This window comes from Paenibacillus sp., from assembly GCF_035645195.1.
Taxonomy (GTDB): Bacteria; Bacillota; Bacilli; order Paenibacillales; family YIM-B00363; genus Paenibacillus_AE.
This window is the reverse complement of record NZ_DASQNA010000030.1, coordinates 241,772-258,937: the sequence shown is the minus strand read 5'-3', so window position 1 is coordinate 258,937 and position 17,166 is coordinate 241,772. Positions and strand designations below refer to the sequence as shown.

Genomic DNA, 17,166 nt, shown 5'->3' with positions numbered 1-17,166 from the left:
TCAGCCTCCTAGGAAGGTCGGGTTAACGGGTTATCGGGTTTTGACGTAAACGGCTTTCGCGTTCGTGTAAAACTCTTGATTCGAATGGCCGATGGAATACGCGCCGAATCCGGAGCTCTTCACCCCTCCGAACGGCACATGGATTTGACTGGCCGTGCCGTGGTTGATGTGGATCATGCCCGCGTCCAGCGCCTCCTTCATCCGCTCCGCGCTGTCCAGCCGGTCCGTAAACACGGAAGCGGCGAGCCCGTACATCGTCCCGTTCGCAAGCTCTGCCGCCTCCTCCTCGCCGTCCGCCTCCATCACGCACAGCACGGGGCCGAACACCTCCTCACGGGCGATGCGCATCTCCTTCGTCACGTTCGCGAACAGCGTCGGCGCTACGTAACAGCCCTCCTCCGTCTCCGCTCCCGTGCCGCCGCACACCAATCTCGCCCCCTCGGCTTTCCCGCTTTCGATATATTCGAGGACGGACAAGTACTGCCTCCGGTCGATGAGCGGACCCATCGACGCGTCGTCCCGCCCGGGCGGTCCTAAGCGGATGCCGGCGATTCGGTCCGCCAAGCGGGCGATGAGCGCGGAAGCTTGACGCTTCAGCACGATGACGCGGCTGATGGAGGTGCAGCGCTGCCCGGAGCAGGCGAACGCGGCGCCGACGATTTGCGCGGCGGCGTCGTCCAAATCGCCGTAATCGAGCACGAGCGCCGCGTTCTTGCCGCCCAGCTCCAGCTGCGTCTTCGCGAGGCGGGCCGCCGCAGCGGCGTTGATGCGAAGGCCCAGCGCGGTCGAGCCCGTGAAGCTGATGCCCTTCACGAGCGGATGCGCCGCGAGCGGGTCGCCGACCTTGCCGCCCGTCCCGTTCACCAGGTTGACGACGCCGGGAGGAACGCCCGCTTCGGCGAGCAGCTCCATCAGCTTGACCGCGCTCCAAGGCGTCGCCGACGCCGGTTTGTAGACGACCGTGCACCCGTAGGCGAGCGCCGGGGCGATTTTGCGCACGGGCGTTACGACCGGGAAATTCCACGGCGCGATCGCCGCGACGACGCCGATCGGGGATCGCCGCACCTCGACGCGGGTCGATTCGGTCTCGCCCGGCAGCGTCTGGCCGTCTATGCGGTACGCTTCCCCGGCGGCAAACCGCGCTTCGTTCGCGGCCCTTCGCGTCTCCCCGAGCGACTCGGCCAGCGTCTTGCCCTGTTCCGCCGAGACGATGTACGACAGCTCGGTGCGGTCCCGCTCGATCAGCTCGGCGAACCGGTACAGCGCCGCGGCGCGCGCGGAAGCCGGCGCCGTCCGCCAGCGGAGGAACGCTTCATGCGCCGCCTTTACGGCCTCGTCCACGTCCGCGATGTCCGAATCGGGGAATTCGCCGAGCTTTCGCGACGGGCGGGCCGCTTCGAATAGCGGGTATGTCCCTCCGCCGCGGCTTCCCTTCCATTCCCCGCCGATGAAATTGGCATACGTTTTCCCCGCCTGCGACTCGATCCACTCCTGCATGGCGCGGCCGCTCATGCCTCCCTCTCCCTTCGCATGGCGCTCCGGCAAATCGCCTTCAAGTCGTCGGCCGACGGCTGCACCGGATTGACCGGGATGTTGCCCGACAGCAGCGCTTCCGCCGCGATCCCGTCCAAATCCGCCTCCGTCACGCCGAAGTCCGACAGCGTCTGGCGGATGCCGATATCTTCTTTCAGCTGCCGGACGGCGATCACGGCTTGCGCCGCCGCCTCCCGCGGCGACCGCCCCTCCGTCGGCATGCCGAACAATCGGGCGATTTCCGCGAACTTCTCGAGGCTGCCCGGAAGATTGAACTGCATGACCTCCGGCAGCAAAATCGCGTTGACGACGCCGTGCGGAATACCGAACCTCGCCCCGAGGGGGATCGCCAGCGCATGCGCGAGGCCTAGGCGCGTCGCATGGAACGCCATCGCGGCCAGCAGGCTCGCCATCAGCATGTCGTATCTCGCCTGCAGCCGATCCCCCTGCAGCACCGCCGTCCGCAAGCTTCTCGCGACAAGCTTCATCGCCTGCAGCGACATCCCTTCCGAAATGGGCTGCGTCGCTTTATTGACATAGGACTCCAAGGCATGCGTCAACGCGTCCATCCCCGTGGCGGCGGTCACCGGGCCGGGCAGCGTCAGCGTCAACTCCGGATCGCATAACGCCATGTCCGGACAATTGTAGGGGCTGCCGACGCTCAATTTGACGCGATGGCGCTTATCCGACAGCACCGACCAGATCGTCAGCTCGCTGCCGGTGCCCGCGGTCGTCGGCATCGCGATGACCGGAGCGCCCTTCCGCGGCACCTTCCCGATGCCGACGTAATCGCGAATATGTCCCTCGTTGTTCAGCATCAGCCCGATCGCCTTCGCCGTATCTAGCGCGCTGCCGCCGCCGACGCCGACAACGCAGTCGCAGCCGTTCTCCCGCGCGGCGTCGCGGCCGCGCATGACGCCTTCGATGTCCGGCTCCGGTTCGATGTCCGAATACACGATGTAAGGGATCGATGCGCTCTCCAATACGGCGGTCAGCCGCTCGGCGAGGCCGGCCTTCAGCACGCCCGGATCCGACACGAGCAGCACTTTGGAGCCTCGCAGCTGCCTGACATGATCCGCCAGGCCGCCCGCGGCGCCGTTGCCGAACACGATGGCCGTCGGCAGCTCATAGCGGAACGCGCGGTTCATCTCCACCTCGTCCTCCCCCTTCCGTAACATGAAAGCCCTTTCGACTAAGAAGAGTATAGTTCGCCCGGCGAACGGCCCCATATAAGAATCATGACCGGCTGGATATGAAAAATTTGATAAATCACGCGACGCGCGCGAAAAGCCCCCGACGCGAACCGTCGGGGGCTGAAGCAGCCTCATCCTCTCACCCATGTTCGTTCTTCGAACGATCGCTGGATGTTGTCGAGCCACAATTGATTGATGTACCCGTCCTCCAGCGTGGCCGAATCTGGGTCGGACGCGCCGAGCGCAATATCGCGGAAGCTCCGCATCTGGTGCGCCTTGAACGCGTCGGGGATCGGAATGCGCTGGAACGTCCTCGCCTCTCCGTAAACGGGGCCTAAGCAAACGGACAGCGTATCCTCCGCTTCCAATTCGTAGATGAGCGCGCCTTCCTCGCCGTAAATTTCGAAGCGTTGGTAATTCCCGCGCCCGTGGGCGAAGCGGCTGATTTCGAACGAGCCGGAAATCTCCCCGTCGATCGCCGCGAGGAGGTGACAGTAGTCGTCCACGTCGACTTCGCCCCATTCGTCGCCGTCGAGCCGCTTGCGCCGCTTGCGGATCGTGCCGGCGGCCGCGGCGACTTCCGTGATGTCTCCGACCAAATACCGGGTCAAGTCCAGCAGGTGGGAGCCTAAGTCGCCTAACGCGCCGCTCCCCGATTGCGCCTTAGATAGACGCCAAACGAGCGGGTAATCCTTGAGGCCCCAGCTTTGAAGATATCGGCCGTACACATGGCGGATGTTCCCGAGCCGGCCTTCGGCGATCAAATGCTTCGCGTAGCGCACCGCCGATTTATACCGGTACGAAAAAGCGACCATATTCGGGACTTGGCGCGCCCGCTGAAGCTCCAGCAGCTCTTTCGCTTGTCCCGCGTTCAAAGCGACCGGTTTTTCCAGTAAGAACGGTTTCCGATGAAGGATGGCGGTTTTCGCCGCTTCGTAATGCAAGTGGTTCGGCAGCGCGATGACGACCGCATCGACCTCCGGGCATGCGATCAGCTGCCGGTAATCTTCGAACCGCAGGGACGTGGGGATGCCGTACTGCGCTCCCACTTCTTCCCGGTTGCCGGCAACCGCGTCGCAAACGGCGGCTAGCCGCATATACCGCCCTTCCAGAATCCCCCGAATATGGCTGCGGGCTATGCCCCCGAGCCCGATGACCCCGATCCGCAATTCGTTCATTGGCTTCCGTCCGCCTTTCCGCGAAGATAAGGAAAGTATAGCAGGGCAGAATTGAACGAACGTATAACGATTCTGACTGTCGGCATGTGGGGAACATGCCGCTTACTTAAACCAGCCCTTCTCCTTAAACCGCATGATCGCTTCGATCCGGTTGCCGACGCCGAGCTTATCGAGGATGACCGAGATGTAGTTGCGGACCGTCCCGGTCGTCAAATATAGCTGGCTGGCGATCTCCTTCGTGTTCTTGCCGTCGGCCATCAGCTCGAGCACTTCGGTTTCCCGCTCCGTGAGCGGATTTTCTTCCCCGGCGTCGTCCACAAGCTCCGGCGCGTAAATGCGCCGCCCCGCCATCACGCTTCGAATCGATTCGGCGAGCTCCTCGCTCGGGCTGTCCTTGAGCATATAGCCATGAACGCCCGCCTTCAGCGCCCGTTCAAAGTAACCGGAGCGCGCGAACGTCGTCAGCATCAGAATTTTGCAGCCGCTGCCTTTCAGCTCCTCAGCCGCTTCGAGCCCGCTCTTCGCCGGCATCTCGATATCCATCACGCATACGTCCGGGCGCAGCTCTTTCACGAGCCGAACGGCCTCTTCTCCGTTGTCCGCCCGGCCGACGACCTCCATGTCCGGCTCGAGATCGAGCAGCGACGAGAGCGCTCCGAGCAGCATGCGCTGATCTTCCGCGATGACGATTCGAATCATGAAGAGGTCACCTCCTGCGGTTGTTTGGCGGCGTTCGGCACGCGGATGACGACCGTCGTGCCTCCGTCCGAAGAAGAGAGCTCCATGCTCCCGTTCACGAATTCGAGCCGCTCGCGCATCCCAATCAGCCCGTGGCCTCGCACCGGCTTCGCCGGCAGACCGACGCCGTCGTCGGACACCCGCAGGACGAGGTCGGCGTCCGCCTTGTCGATGCGGATCGTGCACGCCGTCGCCCGGCTGTGCCGGACGACGTTCGTGACGGCTTCCTTCAAGCACATGCTGAGCACGTTCTCGCTCATCGGCGTCGTGTCCGAGAGCTGCGGGTCGCCCTCGAGGCGCAGCTCGATGCCGGCGGCTTTCAGCATTTGCCGTACCCGGAACATTTCGTCTTCGAGGCGCGTCCCCCGCATGCGCGTCACCATCTCCCGCACTTCCTTCAGCGCGCTGCGGGCCGTCCGCCGAATGTCGGCCAGCTCGACCTTCGCTTGCGCCGGATCGATCGCGAGCAGCTTGCCCGCGAGGTCGGTTTTCAGCCCGATCAAGCTGAGCTTCTGTCCGAGCGTATCGTGCAGGTCGCGGGCGATGCGCTGCCGCTCCTCGAGCTTCACCAGCTCGGAGATGCGCTTATTCGCGTCCTCGAGCTGCCCCTGCAGCTTATCTTGCCGGTTTTTGTTATACGTGCTCACCGGGAGCAGAACGACGCCGATCAAGCAGACGAGAATGAACGGCAGCTGCGACAGCATGACGGACCCCTGCATCGCGAAACCGACGTTCACCGTCACGATCGTGCTGATCAAATGGATCGTATACAGCGTGATGAATACTCCGCGATTTTGAATATGACCGATAAAAAACGCAAGAAACAGCGCGAAATACACATATCCGAACAGCACCGTCATCGCGATGGAGATCGCGATTTGCACGCTCGTCCAGAAAAATACGAGCCAGCCTTTCTTCGAAACATACGACAACACGTAGCAGGCGAAAAAAAGCAAAATCATCCCGATGCCCGAGACGATCTCGTACGTCGAAGACGATCTGAATATAAAATAGAAGGGCAGGATGTAGAAGACGACCCATACGTACGGGCTGAGCCCCGTGTTTTTATGGAAAAACTGGCTCCATTTCGTCATCCGTCCATCCTCCCTTCCGTTGGTTACAGCCGATTACTCTCCTTGGAAGCTCGGGCGGTTCCGCTGTGCGCGACGCTCGCGGCGAAGATCTCCGAAGCTGATGAACTTTTTCTGATCTTCGTCCCACAGCCGGAATTTCAGCGACTGGAGACTGCCGCGCAAATCGATCGTCGTCGCTTGCTGCAGCGGCGGAGTCGAGCGATGCGCTTCCTCGAGCAAATAGTTCGGCACCTTCGGCGCCAAATGATGCACATGGTGAAACCCGATGTTCCCTGTAATCCATTGTAACGGCTTCGGCAGCTTATAGTAAGAGCTTCCTTCGACCGCCGCCTTCACGTAGCTCCATTCGTGCTCCGGCTCGAAGTACGAGTCTTCGAATTGATGCTGCACGTAGAAGAGCCACACGCCGATCAGACCCGACACGAGGAAGATCGGCCCCTGCACGAGCAGGAACGCCTCCCATCCGATCGCCCAGCATAGAACGGCATACAGCGCGGCGATGCTCGCGTTCGTGAGGTACGTATTGAGCCGCTCCGGCCAACGCGCGCCGCGGCGGTTGAACCGATACTCGATCAAGAACGTGAATGTCGGGCCGATGCCGAACATGACGAGCGGGTTGCGGTAAAGCCGATATTGGAGCCGGCGCCAAGGCGACGCCTCCATATATTCTTTCACCGTCATGACCCAAATGTCGCCGACGCCGCGCTTATCCAAATTGCCGCTCGTCGCGTGGTGAACGGAATGCGAGTGCTTCCATTGCCGGTAGGGCACGACGGTCAAGATGCCCGTCAGCGTACCGACGATATCGTTCGCAAGACGATTCTTAAAGAACGAACCGTGGCAGCAATCGTGAAAAATGATGAACGTCCTGATCACGAATCCCGCCGCGACGAAGGCGAACGCGAGCGTTAGCCAATACGATACGGCCAGACTCGCATACGCGAGGTACCAGAAGACGAGCAACGGCACAATCGTGTTCACGAGTTGGATGACGCTTTTCCGGACATCGGTTCTTTCGTAAGGTGCCACTTCTTTCTTGAGCTGCGCCGCTTTGTTTTGCGACATGACCAACATCCCCTTTATTCCGTAATGCACGGACGCGCCCCATGTCGCGCCCTTCACACGTGCAGTTTTCCTAATTTCATTATAGAAAATGCACGACGGGCCGATTAGTCATAAACGTCAGTACGCGGGGATGACAAATATCATATAGACGCGAAAACCCCGCTCGGCTCGCAAGCCGGAACGGGGTTCGCGGTTACATCATCACTTTGCAAATGTCGTTCGTGAACGCCACCGGATCTTCCACCGGCAGGCCTTCGATTAGCAGCGCTTGGTTGTACAGCAAGTTCGTGTACAAGTTCAGCTTTTCTTTGTCGCTAGCGTGCGCGGCTTTCAGCGACTGAAACACGGGATGGTTCGTGTTGATTTCGAGCACTTTCTCCGCCTTCACGTTTTGCCCGCCGCCCGGCATCGCGTTCAGCACCTTCTCCATCTCGATCGTGATTTCGCCTTCCGTCGAGAGGCAGACCGGATGCGTGCGGAGCCGCTTGGACGCCTTCACCTTCTTGACCTTGTCGGTCAGGAGGCTCTGCATGTACTCGAACAGCTCCTTCGTTTCGCCGGTTTCCGCGTCGTCCGCTTCGTCCGTCTTTGCATCTTCCAGGCCGAGATCGCCGCTCGATACCGATTTGAACTCCTTATCTTTGTACTTCGACAGCATCTTGATCGCGAATTCGTCGATATCTTCGACGAAGTACAAAATTTCGTAGCCCTTCTCGGCGACGAGCTCGGTTTGCGGCAGCTTGTCGATCCGGTCGATCGAATCGCCGGTCGCGTAGTAGATATACTTCTGCCCTTCCGGCATGCGGGAGACGTACTCGTCGAGCGTTGCAAGCTTCTTCTCCTTGGAGGAGTAGAACAGGATCAAATCCTGAAGATCTTCTTTGTTGGCGCCGAAATCGCTGTACACCCCGAACTTCAGCTGGCGGCCGAACGATTTGTAGAACTCTTCGTACTTCTCGCGTTCGTCCTTCAGGAGGCTCAGCAGCGCGCTTTTGATTTTGTTTTTGATATTTTTCGCGATCAGCTTCAGCTGACGGTCGTGCTGCAGCATTTCGCGGGAAATGTTCAGCGACAAATCCTCCGAATCGACCATGCCCTTCACGAAGCTGAAGTAATCCGGGAGCAGGTCGGGGCACTTGTTCATGATCAGGACGCCGTTGGAGTACAGCTCCAGCCCCTTCTCGTATTCCTTCGTGTAATAATCGAACGGCGTTTGCCCCGGGATGAACAAAATGGCGTTGTACACCACGGCCCCGTCCGCGCTGATATGCAGATGCTTGATCGGCTTATCGAACCCGTACCGCTTCTCGAAATAGAAGTTCTCGTAATCTTCGTTCGTCAGCTCGTTTTTGTTTTTGCGCCAAATCGGCACCATGCTGTTGACGGTCTGCTCTTCGATGACGTCCTCGTACTCGTTCTCCGTGCCTTCCTTCTTCTTGCTCCGCTTGACGTCCATCTTGATCGGGTAGCGGATGAAGTCGGAATATTTTTTGACGATCGCCTGCAAACGGTACGTCTCGAGGTATTCGTCGTAGTTTTCGTCTTCCGTGTTTCCTTTGATTTTCAAAATGATGTCGGTGCCGACCGTCGCCTTCTCCGCCGGTTCGATCGTGTAGCCGTCCGCGCCGCGCGACTCCCACTTGTACGCCTCGTCGCTGCCGAGCGCACGGCTGATTACCGTCACGACATCCGCGACCATGAACGCCGAGTAGAAGCCTACGCCGAATTGGCCGATAATGTTGTGGCCGTCTTTGATTTCGTTTTCTTGCTTGAAGGCGAGCGAGCCGCTCTTCGCGATGACGCCGAGGTGCGTTTCAAGCTCCTCCTTCGTCATCCCGATGCCGGTGTCGGCAATCGTCAGCGTTCGGTTCGACTTGTCCGGCGTGATTTTGATGTAGTAGTCGTCTCGGTTGAACGTCAGGTTGTCGTCGGTCAGCGCTTTGTAATAAATTTTGTCGATGGCGTCGCTGGCGTTCGAGATAAGCTCCCGCAGGAAAATTTCTTTCTGCGTATAGATGGAGTTGATCATCATCTCCAGCAGCCGCTTCGACTCCGCCTTGAACTGCTTCTTGGCCATAGTTCGGTTTCCTCCCGCATGGTGTTGCGTCTACTCACTCATCTTAGCACTCAATCCTCCCGAGTGCTAAATCTATTTTCTATATAACACACCCTTTTTTTCGGTGTCAACTGCGCGAACGCCCAACCTCCGAGGCCGCCCAGCCGAACCGACCGCGCGAACGCAAAAAAACGACGGCGAAGACTGCTCGGAATCGAGCCGTTTCGCCGCCGTTGGCCGCTTATGCTATTCGATTATTCCGGCCATTCCCGGCGAGGCTTGTATCCGGCGCCTTCGAGGAAGCCTCGCTCGACGTCGCGGGCGATCGGACGAATGCCGATGCCCGACGCCTTCGACTCGACCAGCATGCGGCAAGCCATCTCCAGCGTCTGGAGCGCCATGCGCGCCTCGCGAATCGTCGTGTCGTACACGAGCACGCCGTGATTTTCGAGCAGCAGAATGTTCGCTTTCTTCGCCTTCTCCCGCACGCCTTCGCCGAGCGCCTCCGTGCCTGGGTGGTAATAAGGCACCCGTTCGACGCGTTCGAGGTAGTACATCGTCTCGACGAACCAGTTCGACGGCAGCTCGATATCCGAGCAGGCGACCAGCGTGCTGTAGAACGGCGAGGCGTGCAGGACGGCGCCGATTTCCGGACGATTGTCGTACACGGCTCTGTGCATCGGCGTCTCCTTCGACGGCTTCTTCCCTGCAGCCCCGTATACGCCGCCCGCCAAATCGCACTCGATCAAATCGTCGTCGGCCAGCTCGCCGAGGAAGGTGCCGCTCGCCGTAATCATGTAGCGGTCCCCTTCCGTCCGCGCGCTGATGTTGCCTGCGTTGCCCCAGGCAAGGCCGTACTGCATCATATATTTCCCGGTATGCTGCAGTTCCTTGCGCACCGCATCCGCTTTCGTCATTGCCTTCATCCCTCCCGATTATTTGGACAGCCAGTTCGGAATCGCCATCGTGATTTGCGGCACGAAGGTGATCAACATCAACACCGCGATCAACACGATATAGAACGGTATCATGCCTTTCGTAATGTCTTCCAGCCGAATCTTGGCGATTTGGGCGGAGATGAACAGGTTGATGCCGAGCGGCGGCGTACACATGCCGAGCGCCAAGTTGACGATCATGATGATGCCGAAATGAACCGGATCGACGCCGAGCTGTACCGCGACCGGCACGAGAAGCGGAGCCAAGATGATAATGGACGCGTTCGTCTCCATAAACATGCCCACGACGAGCAGGAACAAGTTGATGAGGAGCAAGAAGACGATCGGGTTATCCGAAATGTTGATAAAGAACTGAGCAACGAGCTGCGGAATGCCTTCCCGCATCAGGATCCAGCCGAACAAGCCCGCGCTCGCCAAAATGAACATGATGATGGCCGTCGTGATCGACGACAATCGCAAAATTTCGTAGATATGCTTCAGCTTGATTTCGCGGTAAGCGAACACCCCGACCAAGAAGGAGTACGCGACCGCGACGCCCGCCGCTTCCGTCGGCGTAAACACGCCGCCGTAGATGCCGCCGAGAATGATGATCGGCATGAGCAGCGCGAAGAACGCTTCTTTGAACGCCTTCCACAGCTCCGCGCCGGACTTTTTGTTTTCCTTGGCGTAGCTGCGCTTCTTCGCGATGACGAAGACGGTGGCGATGAGCGACAGGCCGATCAAGAGGCCCGGAATCAAGCCCGCCATGAACAAATCGCCGATCGACGTTTCCGTCGCGACGCCGTACAGGATGAGCGGAATGCTCGGAGGAATGATGACGCCGAGCTCCCCGGACACCGATTGGACGGAGCCCGCGAAGTTACGGTGGTAGCCGCGCGAGATCATCGCCGGGATCAAGATGCTGCCGAGCGCCGCCGTCGTCGCCGCACTCGAACCGGAGATGGCCGCGAAGAACATCGACGTGACGACCGTCACGATCGCGAGACCGCCGGAGAAATGGCCCGTCAGCGCGTTCGCGAAGGCGACCAGCCTTCTGCTGATGCCGCCGAATTCCATGATCGTCCCGGCGAGGACGAAGAACGGAATCGCCATGAGCGGGAACGAATCGAGCGACGTGAACGAACGCTGCGCGAGGACGATGAGCGGCGTGCCGCCGTCGTACCAGAGCGCGACCGCGGAAGCAAGCCCCATCGATACCGCGATCGGCACGCCGAGCGCAAAGAACAGCAGCAGAAGGACGAATAGTATGATACCCATTATATTCTCTCCTCCAGTTGCGTCGTCTCTTCCGTCGCCGGCGACGTGAGCGTGACGATGATGACGGTCACGGCGTTAATGAGCAGCAGCAGCGCGCCGATCGGAATCGCCGCGTACGGGATGGACATCGGAATGCCGAGACCCGCGGCCGTTTGCCGGCTGACGACGCTTTGAATATCGAGACCCTGCTTCATCAGGATCACGAAGAAGACGATCGACACGAGCAGCACGCCGATTTTCAACCATTTCCGTATGCTCGGTTTGACCGATTCGGCCAGCGCTTCGATGGCGATCAGCTTATTGTGCCGCAGCGCGAGCGCGGAGCCGAGGAAGACGACGTAAATCATTAAGAAACGGGATAACTCTTCCGTCCAATGGAGCGGATAATTAATGACGAACCGGCAAAAGACTTGCGTGATGATGAGGATCGCCATCAACGCCAGCATCGCCGAGACGACGACGGACACGACTTGATTCAGCCGATCCACCCATTTGACAATCAGTTGCATTTCGCGAACCTCCTCAAGAAAAAGACCGGCGCGTCAAGCTTTGGTAGAAGCGCCGGTCGATTGGTGCGTTACTGAACGTTAACGATGCTGTCGTACAGCTCTTGTCCGTATTTCTCTGCGAATTCGGCATGGACCGTCTTCGCCTTTTCCATGAACGGAGCCGTATCGACTTCGATGACTTGCGTGCCGTTGTCTTTGAACTTCTGTACGAGCTGCGTTTCTTGCTCGGCGACGAGGTTGTTTTCGAATTCCGTCGCTTCCTTCGCCGCTTCCTCGACCGCTTTGCGCTGCTCTTCGTTCAGCTTTTGGTACGTCAGATCGCTCATTGTAAGAAGAACGTAACCGTATACATGGTTCGTCAGCATGACATAATCTTGAACCTCAAGCAGTTTGTTGCTGTCGATGAATGCGAGCGGGTTTTCCTGCGCGTCGATGACGCCCGTTTGCAGCGAGGAGTACACTTCGCCGAAGGCCATCGGCGTCGGCGTCGCGCCCATCGCTTCCCATGCCGCGATCGATGCCGGAATTTCCGGAACGCGGATTTTCAGGCCCTTCAAGTCTTCGACGGAGTTGATCGGACGATTCGCCGTCAATTCGCGCGGACCGCGTACCCAGAATTCCAAGCCGCGGATTTGCGCGTTGTCGAGCAGATCCTGCTTCAGCTGCGTGCCTACGTCTCCGTAAAGCACTTTCTCGAGGTGCGCTTGGTCGCGGAACAAGTACGGGAGCTCCAGGATCGACATCGGCTGGTGGAAGTTGGACAATACGCCTGCGACGAGCGCGAAGTCGACCGAGCCGAGCTGCATGCCTTCGATCAAATCGCGGTCGTTGCCGAGCGTCGAGCTCGGGAACACTTCGACTTCGACCGTGCCGCCCGACTTCTCTTTCACCAATTCCGCGAACTTGAGCGCGCCCTTGTGCCAAGCGTCGCCTTCGCCGGCGATGTGGCCGAGACGAAGCTTCACCGTTTCCGCCGCCGCGGAACCGCCGTCCGCGCCGCCTTCCGTCGATGGCTGGGCGCCGCCGCAGCCTGCGATGACGATGAGCATTGCGCTAAGGATGACGAACAACATAATTTTTTTCGACATGATGTGTTTTTCCCCCAGAGTTTTTATATTTATGCGAACGTTACGAGCACCTTCATGGAACGATCTTCTTTCTTATCGACAAGGCGGAAGCCTTCCGCCGCGTCCTCGTAGGACAGCTTGTGCGAGATGAGCGCCTCGTGGTTGACCGCGCCCGCGGCGAGCATGTCGATCGCCGTCAGCGTGTCTGCGCGCGTGTACGTCATGCAGCCGACAATTTCTTTCTCTTGGTTTTGCAGATTGTGAATGTCGAACGTCTGCGTGCCGTGGAACATCGCGATCGTCACGACGCGGCCGCCTTTGCGGAGCAGCTGCAGCGACTGGTCGATGATGCCCGGCACGCCGGCCGCGATCAACACTTTGTCGAACTCGCCGCCGACGAGCTCCTTCGCTTGTTGCGTCCAGTTCTCGACGTTCATGATGTTCATCGTGTGCGTCGCGCCCATCGCCGAAGCGGTATCCAGCGCGTAATCCATCACGTCGGAGACGAACGTCGTCGTCGCCCCGGCCGCTTTCGCCGCCGCCATCGCGAGCAGTCCGATCGGTCCGGCGCCGAGCACGGCGACCTTGTCGCCCACTTCGATGCCCGCTTTGCGCACGGCGTGCACGCCGACCGCGAACGGCTCGACGAGGACGCCGACATCGTAGCTCATGCCGTCCGGCAGCTTAAACACCGTCGGCTCCGGCGCGGCGAAATATTCCGCCATCGTGCCGTACCAGCCGCCGATGCCCGGCGCGCCTCGGGTGCCGCAGTAATTCGTCTGGCCGCGCAAGCAGTATTCGCAGCTGCCGCAGCCCGTTTGCGGCTCTACCGTGACCCGGTCGCCGACTTGAAACTTCGTTACCGCAGCGCCGACGCTGACGATTTCCCCCGCCACTTCGTGACCGATAATGACCGGCGGCTTGCGGAACGGGTGAAGCCCTTTATACGTGTGGATGTCCGAACCGCAAATGCCCGCGGCCGCGACTTTGATCAATACTTCGTTCGGAGCGAGCTCCGGGATGTCAACCTCTTTCACTACAACCTTATAAGCGTCTTCCACATATACCGCTTTCACGCCGGTTTCCTCCGCTCCATGGCTTCTCTATTTCGTTGCTGCTTCTATTCGAACAGCTTTTTCTTGGAATTTTGCAAATGCGCCCGCATCCGCTCCACCGCTTCCGCCCGATCTGTCTTTAGACTCTCGAGAATGTCTCGATGGTCCTGCAGGAAGCGCACCATGCGCTGGGGCTCTTTGTTCAAGTGCTTCAACGTGATTCGCAGCAGATGGTCCTGGTAGTTTAACAGGACGCGATACACCTCTTGGTTGCCCGCGAACTCGCATAGCAGCAGATGGAACTCGTGGTCCGCCTTCGCGAACTCGCGGACGGACAGCCGTCCCACGATGTCCGCCGTTTCGTCGAGGTTCTTCTCCAGCCGCGCGATTCTCTCCGGCGTCAATTTGCCGGCGATGACTTCGCAGTTGTACACCTCAAGCACCGTGCGCAAATCGTAAATGTCGATGATTCGGCTGATGCTCAAATCGTTGATGATAATGCCCTGCTTCGACGATACGGTGACGAACCCCTCGGACTCGAGACGAGTCAGCGCGTTCTTGATCGGCGTCTTGCTCATGTTCAGAAGGGCGATCAGCTCGCGTTCCGACAAAAACCGTCCGGGCTCGAACTGTTCTTCTAGTATCAAGGTTTTGATCTTGTCGTATGCGATGTCCTTCAGCAGAGGCTGCGCGGACGACGCATTCGTCAAATTCGTTTCCTCCATAGGTCTCCTCCTTTCCATGACCGGCCTCGTTATTCGCTGGCGCTCGTCTTGACTTTCATAAAGTAGTCGGGGCTTCCGAACTGGCCGCCTTTCAGCGCTACTTCCAGACCGTCCGTTTCCCCGTCTTCCGAATACAGTTTGCATAAAGGCGCCCCCGGCGATACCGGAAGAAGCATCTCGAGCCCGTATCCGCCCATCTCTTTCATGACGAAGCCCGACGTGTCGCCGCCGGCGATGACGACTCGACGGAGCCCGGCTTCGCGTACGATGCGCCGCGTCCACCGTCCGAGCTGGCCGCCGATAAACTCGCCGGACTCGTTGCCCTGCAGCCCTGCGGCCGCGAGCTTCTCCCGCGTGGCGGCGATCGCCGGATCGTCCGGCCCGAGCGCGGTGTACAGCACGACGTCCTGCCCTTCTCGGAGGCGGCGCACCGTCTCCTCGATCAGCTCGGCCGGCGCGCTGCCGCCGTCCGCGATCTGCTCCGGAGCGATGCGGATGCCGTGGAACCCTTGAGCGAGCGCCGTCTCGATCTGCTGACGGCTGACCGGCGACGCGCTGCCGGATACGGCCAGGATTCGATCCGCGGCCGCAACGTTCGGCTGCTTCGCCGCGGAAGCCGTCGCTTCGAGGCCGATGCGCTTCCAATACGCGGTGAGCGCGTATTCGATCCCAGAGGAGCCGACGACGAATTGCGGCTCGGCGCCGGCCGTCTCCCACAGCAGTCCGCCGCTCGTCAGCAGGCGCTCGTCGTCCAGCACGTCGTGCAGCACGATCGAATCGGAGCCGGTCAGCTTCGCTTTGTACCGTCTCAGCACGTCGACGAACGCGCCTTCCAGCTCCAGAATGTTCATCAGACCGATCGATTCGTCGATCTGCTTGCCGAGGTGGAGGCGAAGGTCCGCTTCGTCCATCGGCGTGATCGGATGCCGCGACATGACCGGATGGCGGTCGAGGCGGTACGTCTCGTCTTTCATCCGGGCGAAATGGTTGCCGAATACGGTGTAGCGTCCTAACGCGGGCGCGCCGACCAGCAGCGGCACGACCTGCCCGCTCGGGAAATAGTCCCGAGACACGCGGATCGCATGTCCGATGCTGCCGACCTCCGGCGCGGAGTCGAAGGTGGAGCACGTCTTGTAGTGAACTAGCGGCGCGCCGGACACGGCGAGCTCCTTCATGATCGGACGAAGCTCTTCTTCCATATCCTTCGGCGCTTTCGCCCGGCTCGTGCCGGCGACGCCGACGCAGCGGATGCCTTCGAAGCGCCTCAGCAGCTCCGCCGTCGGCGGCGCAAGGAACAGCACCGTGCGGTACCCGCTCTTCGCGAGCGCCTCCATCGCGTCGGTCGACCCCGTAAAGTCATCGCCGTAAAAGGCTAATAGTAATGTGTTGTCTGCCATGCCGAACCCTCCTGCTTTGCTCCTGCTGCGACTATCCCTTCTTGCCGAACGTCTCGATCGCTTGCCGCAGCTCCGGATGAATCGCGGCGTACTGTTCGAGCGTCTGTCCGCGAACGGCCGCTTCCCAGCCTTGCTGCATGCTGCGCACGCCGGCCGCCGCGCCTCCCGGATGCGCCAGAATCCCGCCGCCCGCCACTTGAATGACGTCGAGCGATTGAGCCGCTTCGTACGACGGAATCGCGGTGCCCGCCCATTGCGCGGAAGAGAGCACCGGCATTACCTCGTACCCCCCGAGGAACGGCGTCAGGCAATCCCGGATCGACCGGGCGACCTGCTCGTTCGGCTCCGCGAATTTGCTGTTCAATCCGTTCGTGTGCAGATGATCGACGCCCGCCAGCCGGCACAGCTTCTGGTAAGCCGTGAAGCTCATGCCGAGCTGCGGACAGCGCGTCATGGCGCCCCATTGATTGCGGTGACCATGGATCGGCAGTTCCGTATAGCTTCGTAAATGGGCGACGGCCGCGAAGCCGACGTTGTTGATGCCGACCATGACGCAGGTGCCGCCCGACTTCGCGACGAGATCGTGGTTGCGCCGCATCTCGTCGATATCGCCTGTGATATTGAAGGCGTACATCATCTTCTTGCCCGTCTTGTCGGCTGCGCGTTCGATCTCTTCCATCACGACCCGCACCCGCTCCGCGAACGGAGCGTACGGCGGATCGGCGCACAGCTCGTCGTCTTTGACGAAGTCGAGGCCCGCTTCCGCGAGTTCCCGGACGAGCGTCCGATACTCCGTCAGCGGCAGCCCGATGCTGGGCTTGACGATCGTGCCGATGATCGGCCTCTCGTACACGCCGGCCAGCTTCCGCGTGCCGGCGATGCCGAACCGCGGTCCGGGATACTTCGCGGCGAACGAGGCAGGCAGCTCCAGATCGGTCAGACGCAGCCCCGAAAATTCCCGCAGCTCGTACAAATTGCCGGCGATCGTCGCCAGCAAATTCGGCAGCGACGGACCGAAGTTGTGCAGCGGGAACGACAGCGTCACGTTCGCGCGGCGGTACTTCGGCGATCCGGCGGGCGCCAGCGCGTGCGGGAGCGACGGACGATCCGTCTCGTCGAGCGGTTCGATCCGCACGACGCGAGCGGCGTGCCGCTCCTTCAATTCTTCCGTCTCTCCGGGTACGGAGACGAACGTGCCGGTCGATTGCTCGCCCGCCATGACCTCCGCCGCCTGCTCGAGAGGGTAAGGGGTTTCAATATAGTACGAAGCTAGTACGCGCTCTTCCACGTGTGCCCCTCCTCGTCCATGCTTCCTGTTTCGTCGATTCGAGATAGACCGTATG

At 60.3% G+C, this 17,166-nt stretch carries 15 protein-coding genes; all 15 read right to left on the bottom strand.

Going from position 1 to position 17,166, the window contains the following annotated elements:
• Positions 1 to 30: 30 nt before the first annotated feature.
• Entirely contained in the window at positions 31 to 1,512 is a 1,482-nt protein-coding gene (locus VE009_RS16130) for an aldehyde dehydrogenase family protein (RefSeq protein ID WP_325009357.1), read from the bottom strand.
• Positions 1,509 to 2,681 (bottom strand): iron-containing alcohol dehydrogenase, encoded by a 1,173-nt coding sequence (locus tag VE009_RS16125; RefSeq protein WP_325009552.1) that lies wholly within the window; start codon positions 2,679 to 2,681, stop codon positions 1,509 to 1,511. Before VE009_RS16125 ends, VE009_RS16130 begins: the two co-directional genes overlap by 4 nt.
• Positions 2,682 to 2,857: 176 nt before the next feature.
• Complete coding sequence (locus VE009_RS16120) at positions 2,858 to 3,904, bottom strand: Gfo/Idh/MocA family oxidoreductase (RefSeq protein ID WP_325009355.1); 1,047 nt, start codon at positions 3,902 to 3,904, stop codon at positions 2,858 to 2,860.
• Positions 3,905 to 4,006: 102 nt separating this feature from the next.
• Positions 4,007 to 4,603, bottom strand: a complete 597-nt coding sequence (locus VE009_RS16115; protein WP_325009353.1) for a response regulator transcription factor — start codon at positions 4,601 to 4,603, stop codon at positions 4,007 to 4,009.
• Positions 4,600 to 5,736, bottom strand: coding sequence for a sensor histidine kinase (locus tag VE009_RS16110; RefSeq protein ID WP_325009351.1), 1,137 nt, complete (start codon positions 5,734 to 5,736; stop codon positions 4,600 to 4,602). The genes VE009_RS16115 and VE009_RS16110 overlap by 4 nt, the downstream gene beginning before the upstream one ends.
• Before the next feature lie 33 nt (positions 5,737 to 5,769).
• Positions 5,770 to 6,801 carry a fatty acid desaturase gene (locus VE009_RS16105; RefSeq protein WP_325009349.1) on the bottom strand — a complete coding sequence of 344 codons (1,032 nt, stop codon included), beginning with the start codon at positions 6,799 to 6,801 and terminating at the stop codon, positions 5,770 to 5,772.
• 193 nt (positions 6,802 to 6,994) lie between these two features.
• Positions 6,995 to 8,878, bottom strand: coding sequence for a molecular chaperone HtpG (htpG, locus tag VE009_RS16100; RefSeq protein WP_325009347.1), 1,884 nt, complete (start codon positions 8,876 to 8,878; stop codon positions 6,995 to 6,997).
• Positions 8,879 to 9,111: 233 nt separating this feature from the next.
• Positions 9,112 to 9,774 (bottom strand): class II aldolase/adducin family protein, encoded by a 663-nt coding sequence (locus VE009_RS16095; RefSeq protein WP_325009345.1) that lies wholly within the window; start codon positions 9,772 to 9,774, stop codon positions 9,112 to 9,114.
• Positions 9,775 to 9,792: 18 nt separating this feature from the next.
• Positions 9,793 to 11,070 carry a TRAP transporter large permease gene (locus VE009_RS16090; protein WP_325009343.1) on the bottom strand — a complete coding sequence of 426 codons (1,278 nt, stop codon included), beginning with the start codon at positions 11,068 to 11,070 and terminating at the stop codon, positions 9,793 to 9,795.
• Entirely contained in the window at positions 11,070 to 11,579 is a 510-nt protein-coding gene (locus VE009_RS16085) for a TRAP transporter small permease (RefSeq protein WP_325009341.1), read from the bottom strand. Before VE009_RS16085 ends, VE009_RS16090 begins: the two co-directional genes overlap by 1 nt.
• A 68-nt stretch (positions 11,580 to 11,647) precedes the next feature.
• Positions 11,648 to 12,667 carry a TRAP transporter substrate-binding protein gene (locus VE009_RS16080; RefSeq protein WP_325009339.1) on the bottom strand — a complete coding sequence of 340 codons (1,020 nt, stop codon included), beginning with the start codon at positions 12,665 to 12,667 and terminating at the stop codon, positions 11,648 to 11,650.
• Between the two features lie 29 nt (positions 12,668 to 12,696).
• On the bottom strand, positions 12,697 to 13,722 hold the full coding sequence (locus VE009_RS16075) for a zinc-dependent alcohol dehydrogenase (RefSeq protein WP_325009337.1): 1,026 nt from the start codon (positions 13,720 to 13,722) through the stop codon (positions 12,697 to 12,699).
• A gap of 44 nt (positions 13,723 to 13,766) precedes the next feature.
• A complete protein-coding gene (locus VE009_RS16070; protein WP_325009335.1) occupies positions 13,767 to 14,426 on the bottom strand; it encodes a GntR family transcriptional regulator in 660 nt (219 codons plus the stop codon).
• 29 nt (positions 14,427 to 14,455) lie between these two features.
• Entirely contained in the window at positions 14,456 to 15,823 is a 1,368-nt protein-coding gene (locus tag VE009_RS16065; RefSeq protein ID WP_325009333.1) for a four-carbon acid sugar kinase family protein, read from the bottom strand.
• A 31-nt stretch (positions 15,824 to 15,854) separates the two neighbouring features.
• A complete protein-coding gene (locus VE009_RS16060) occupies positions 15,855 to 17,111 on the bottom strand; it encodes a ribulose-bisphosphate carboxylase large subunit family protein (RefSeq protein WP_325009331.1) in 1,257 nt (418 codons plus the stop codon).
• Between the last annotated feature and the right edge of the window lie 55 nt (positions 17,112 to 17,166).

Excerpts from the sequence above, each read along its gene's own strand:
- VE009_RS16125 (WP_325009552.1), bottom strand. The coding sequence starts at position 2,681 with ATGAACCGCGCGTTCCGCTATGAGCTGCCGACGGCCATCGTGTTCGGC.
- VE009_RS16065 (WP_325009333.1), bottom strand. The coding sequence starts at position 15,823 with ATGGCAGACAACACATTACTATTAGCCTTTTACGGCGATGACTTTACG.
- VE009_RS16070 (WP_325009335.1), bottom strand. The coding sequence starts at position 14,426 with ATGGAGGAAACGAATTTGACGAATGCGTCGTCCGCGCAGCCTCTGCTG.
- htpG (WP_325009347.1), bottom strand. The coding sequence starts at position 8,878 with ATGGCCAAGAAGCAGTTCAAGGCGGAGTCGAAGCGGCTGCTGGAGATG.
- VE009_RS16080 (WP_325009339.1), bottom strand. The coding sequence starts at position 12,667 with ATGTCGAAAAAAATTATGTTGTTCGTCATCCTTAGCGCAATGCTCATC.
- VE009_RS16090 (WP_325009343.1), bottom strand. The coding sequence starts at position 11,070 with ATGGGTATCATACTATTCGTCCTTCTGCTGCTGTTCTTTGCGCTCGGC.
- VE009_RS16085 (WP_325009341.1), bottom strand. The coding sequence starts at position 11,579 with ATGCAACTGATTGTCAAATGGGTGGATCGGCTGAATCAAGTCGTGTCC.
- VE009_RS16120 (WP_325009355.1), bottom strand. The coding sequence starts at position 3,904 with ATGAACGAATTGCGGATCGGGGTCATCGGGCTCGGGGGCATAGCCCGC.
- VE009_RS16110 (WP_325009351.1), bottom strand. The coding sequence starts at position 5,736 with ATGACGAAATGGAGCCAGTTTTTCCATAAAAACACGGGGCTCAGCCCG.
- VE009_RS16105 (WP_325009349.1), bottom strand. The coding sequence starts at position 6,801 with ATGTCGCAAAACAAAGCGGCGCAGCTCAAGAAAGAAGTGGCACCTTAC.
- VE009_RS16130 (WP_325009357.1), bottom strand. The coding sequence starts at position 1,512 with ATGAGCGGCCGCGCCATGCAGGAGTGGATCGAGTCGCAGGCGGGGAAA.
- VE009_RS16115 (WP_325009353.1), bottom strand. The coding sequence starts at position 4,603 with ATGATTCGAATCGTCATCGCGGAAGATCAGCGCATGCTGCTCGGAGCG.
- VE009_RS16095 (WP_325009345.1), bottom strand. The coding sequence starts at position 9,774 with ATGACGAAAGCGGATGCGGTGCGCAAGGAACTGCAGCATACCGGGAAA.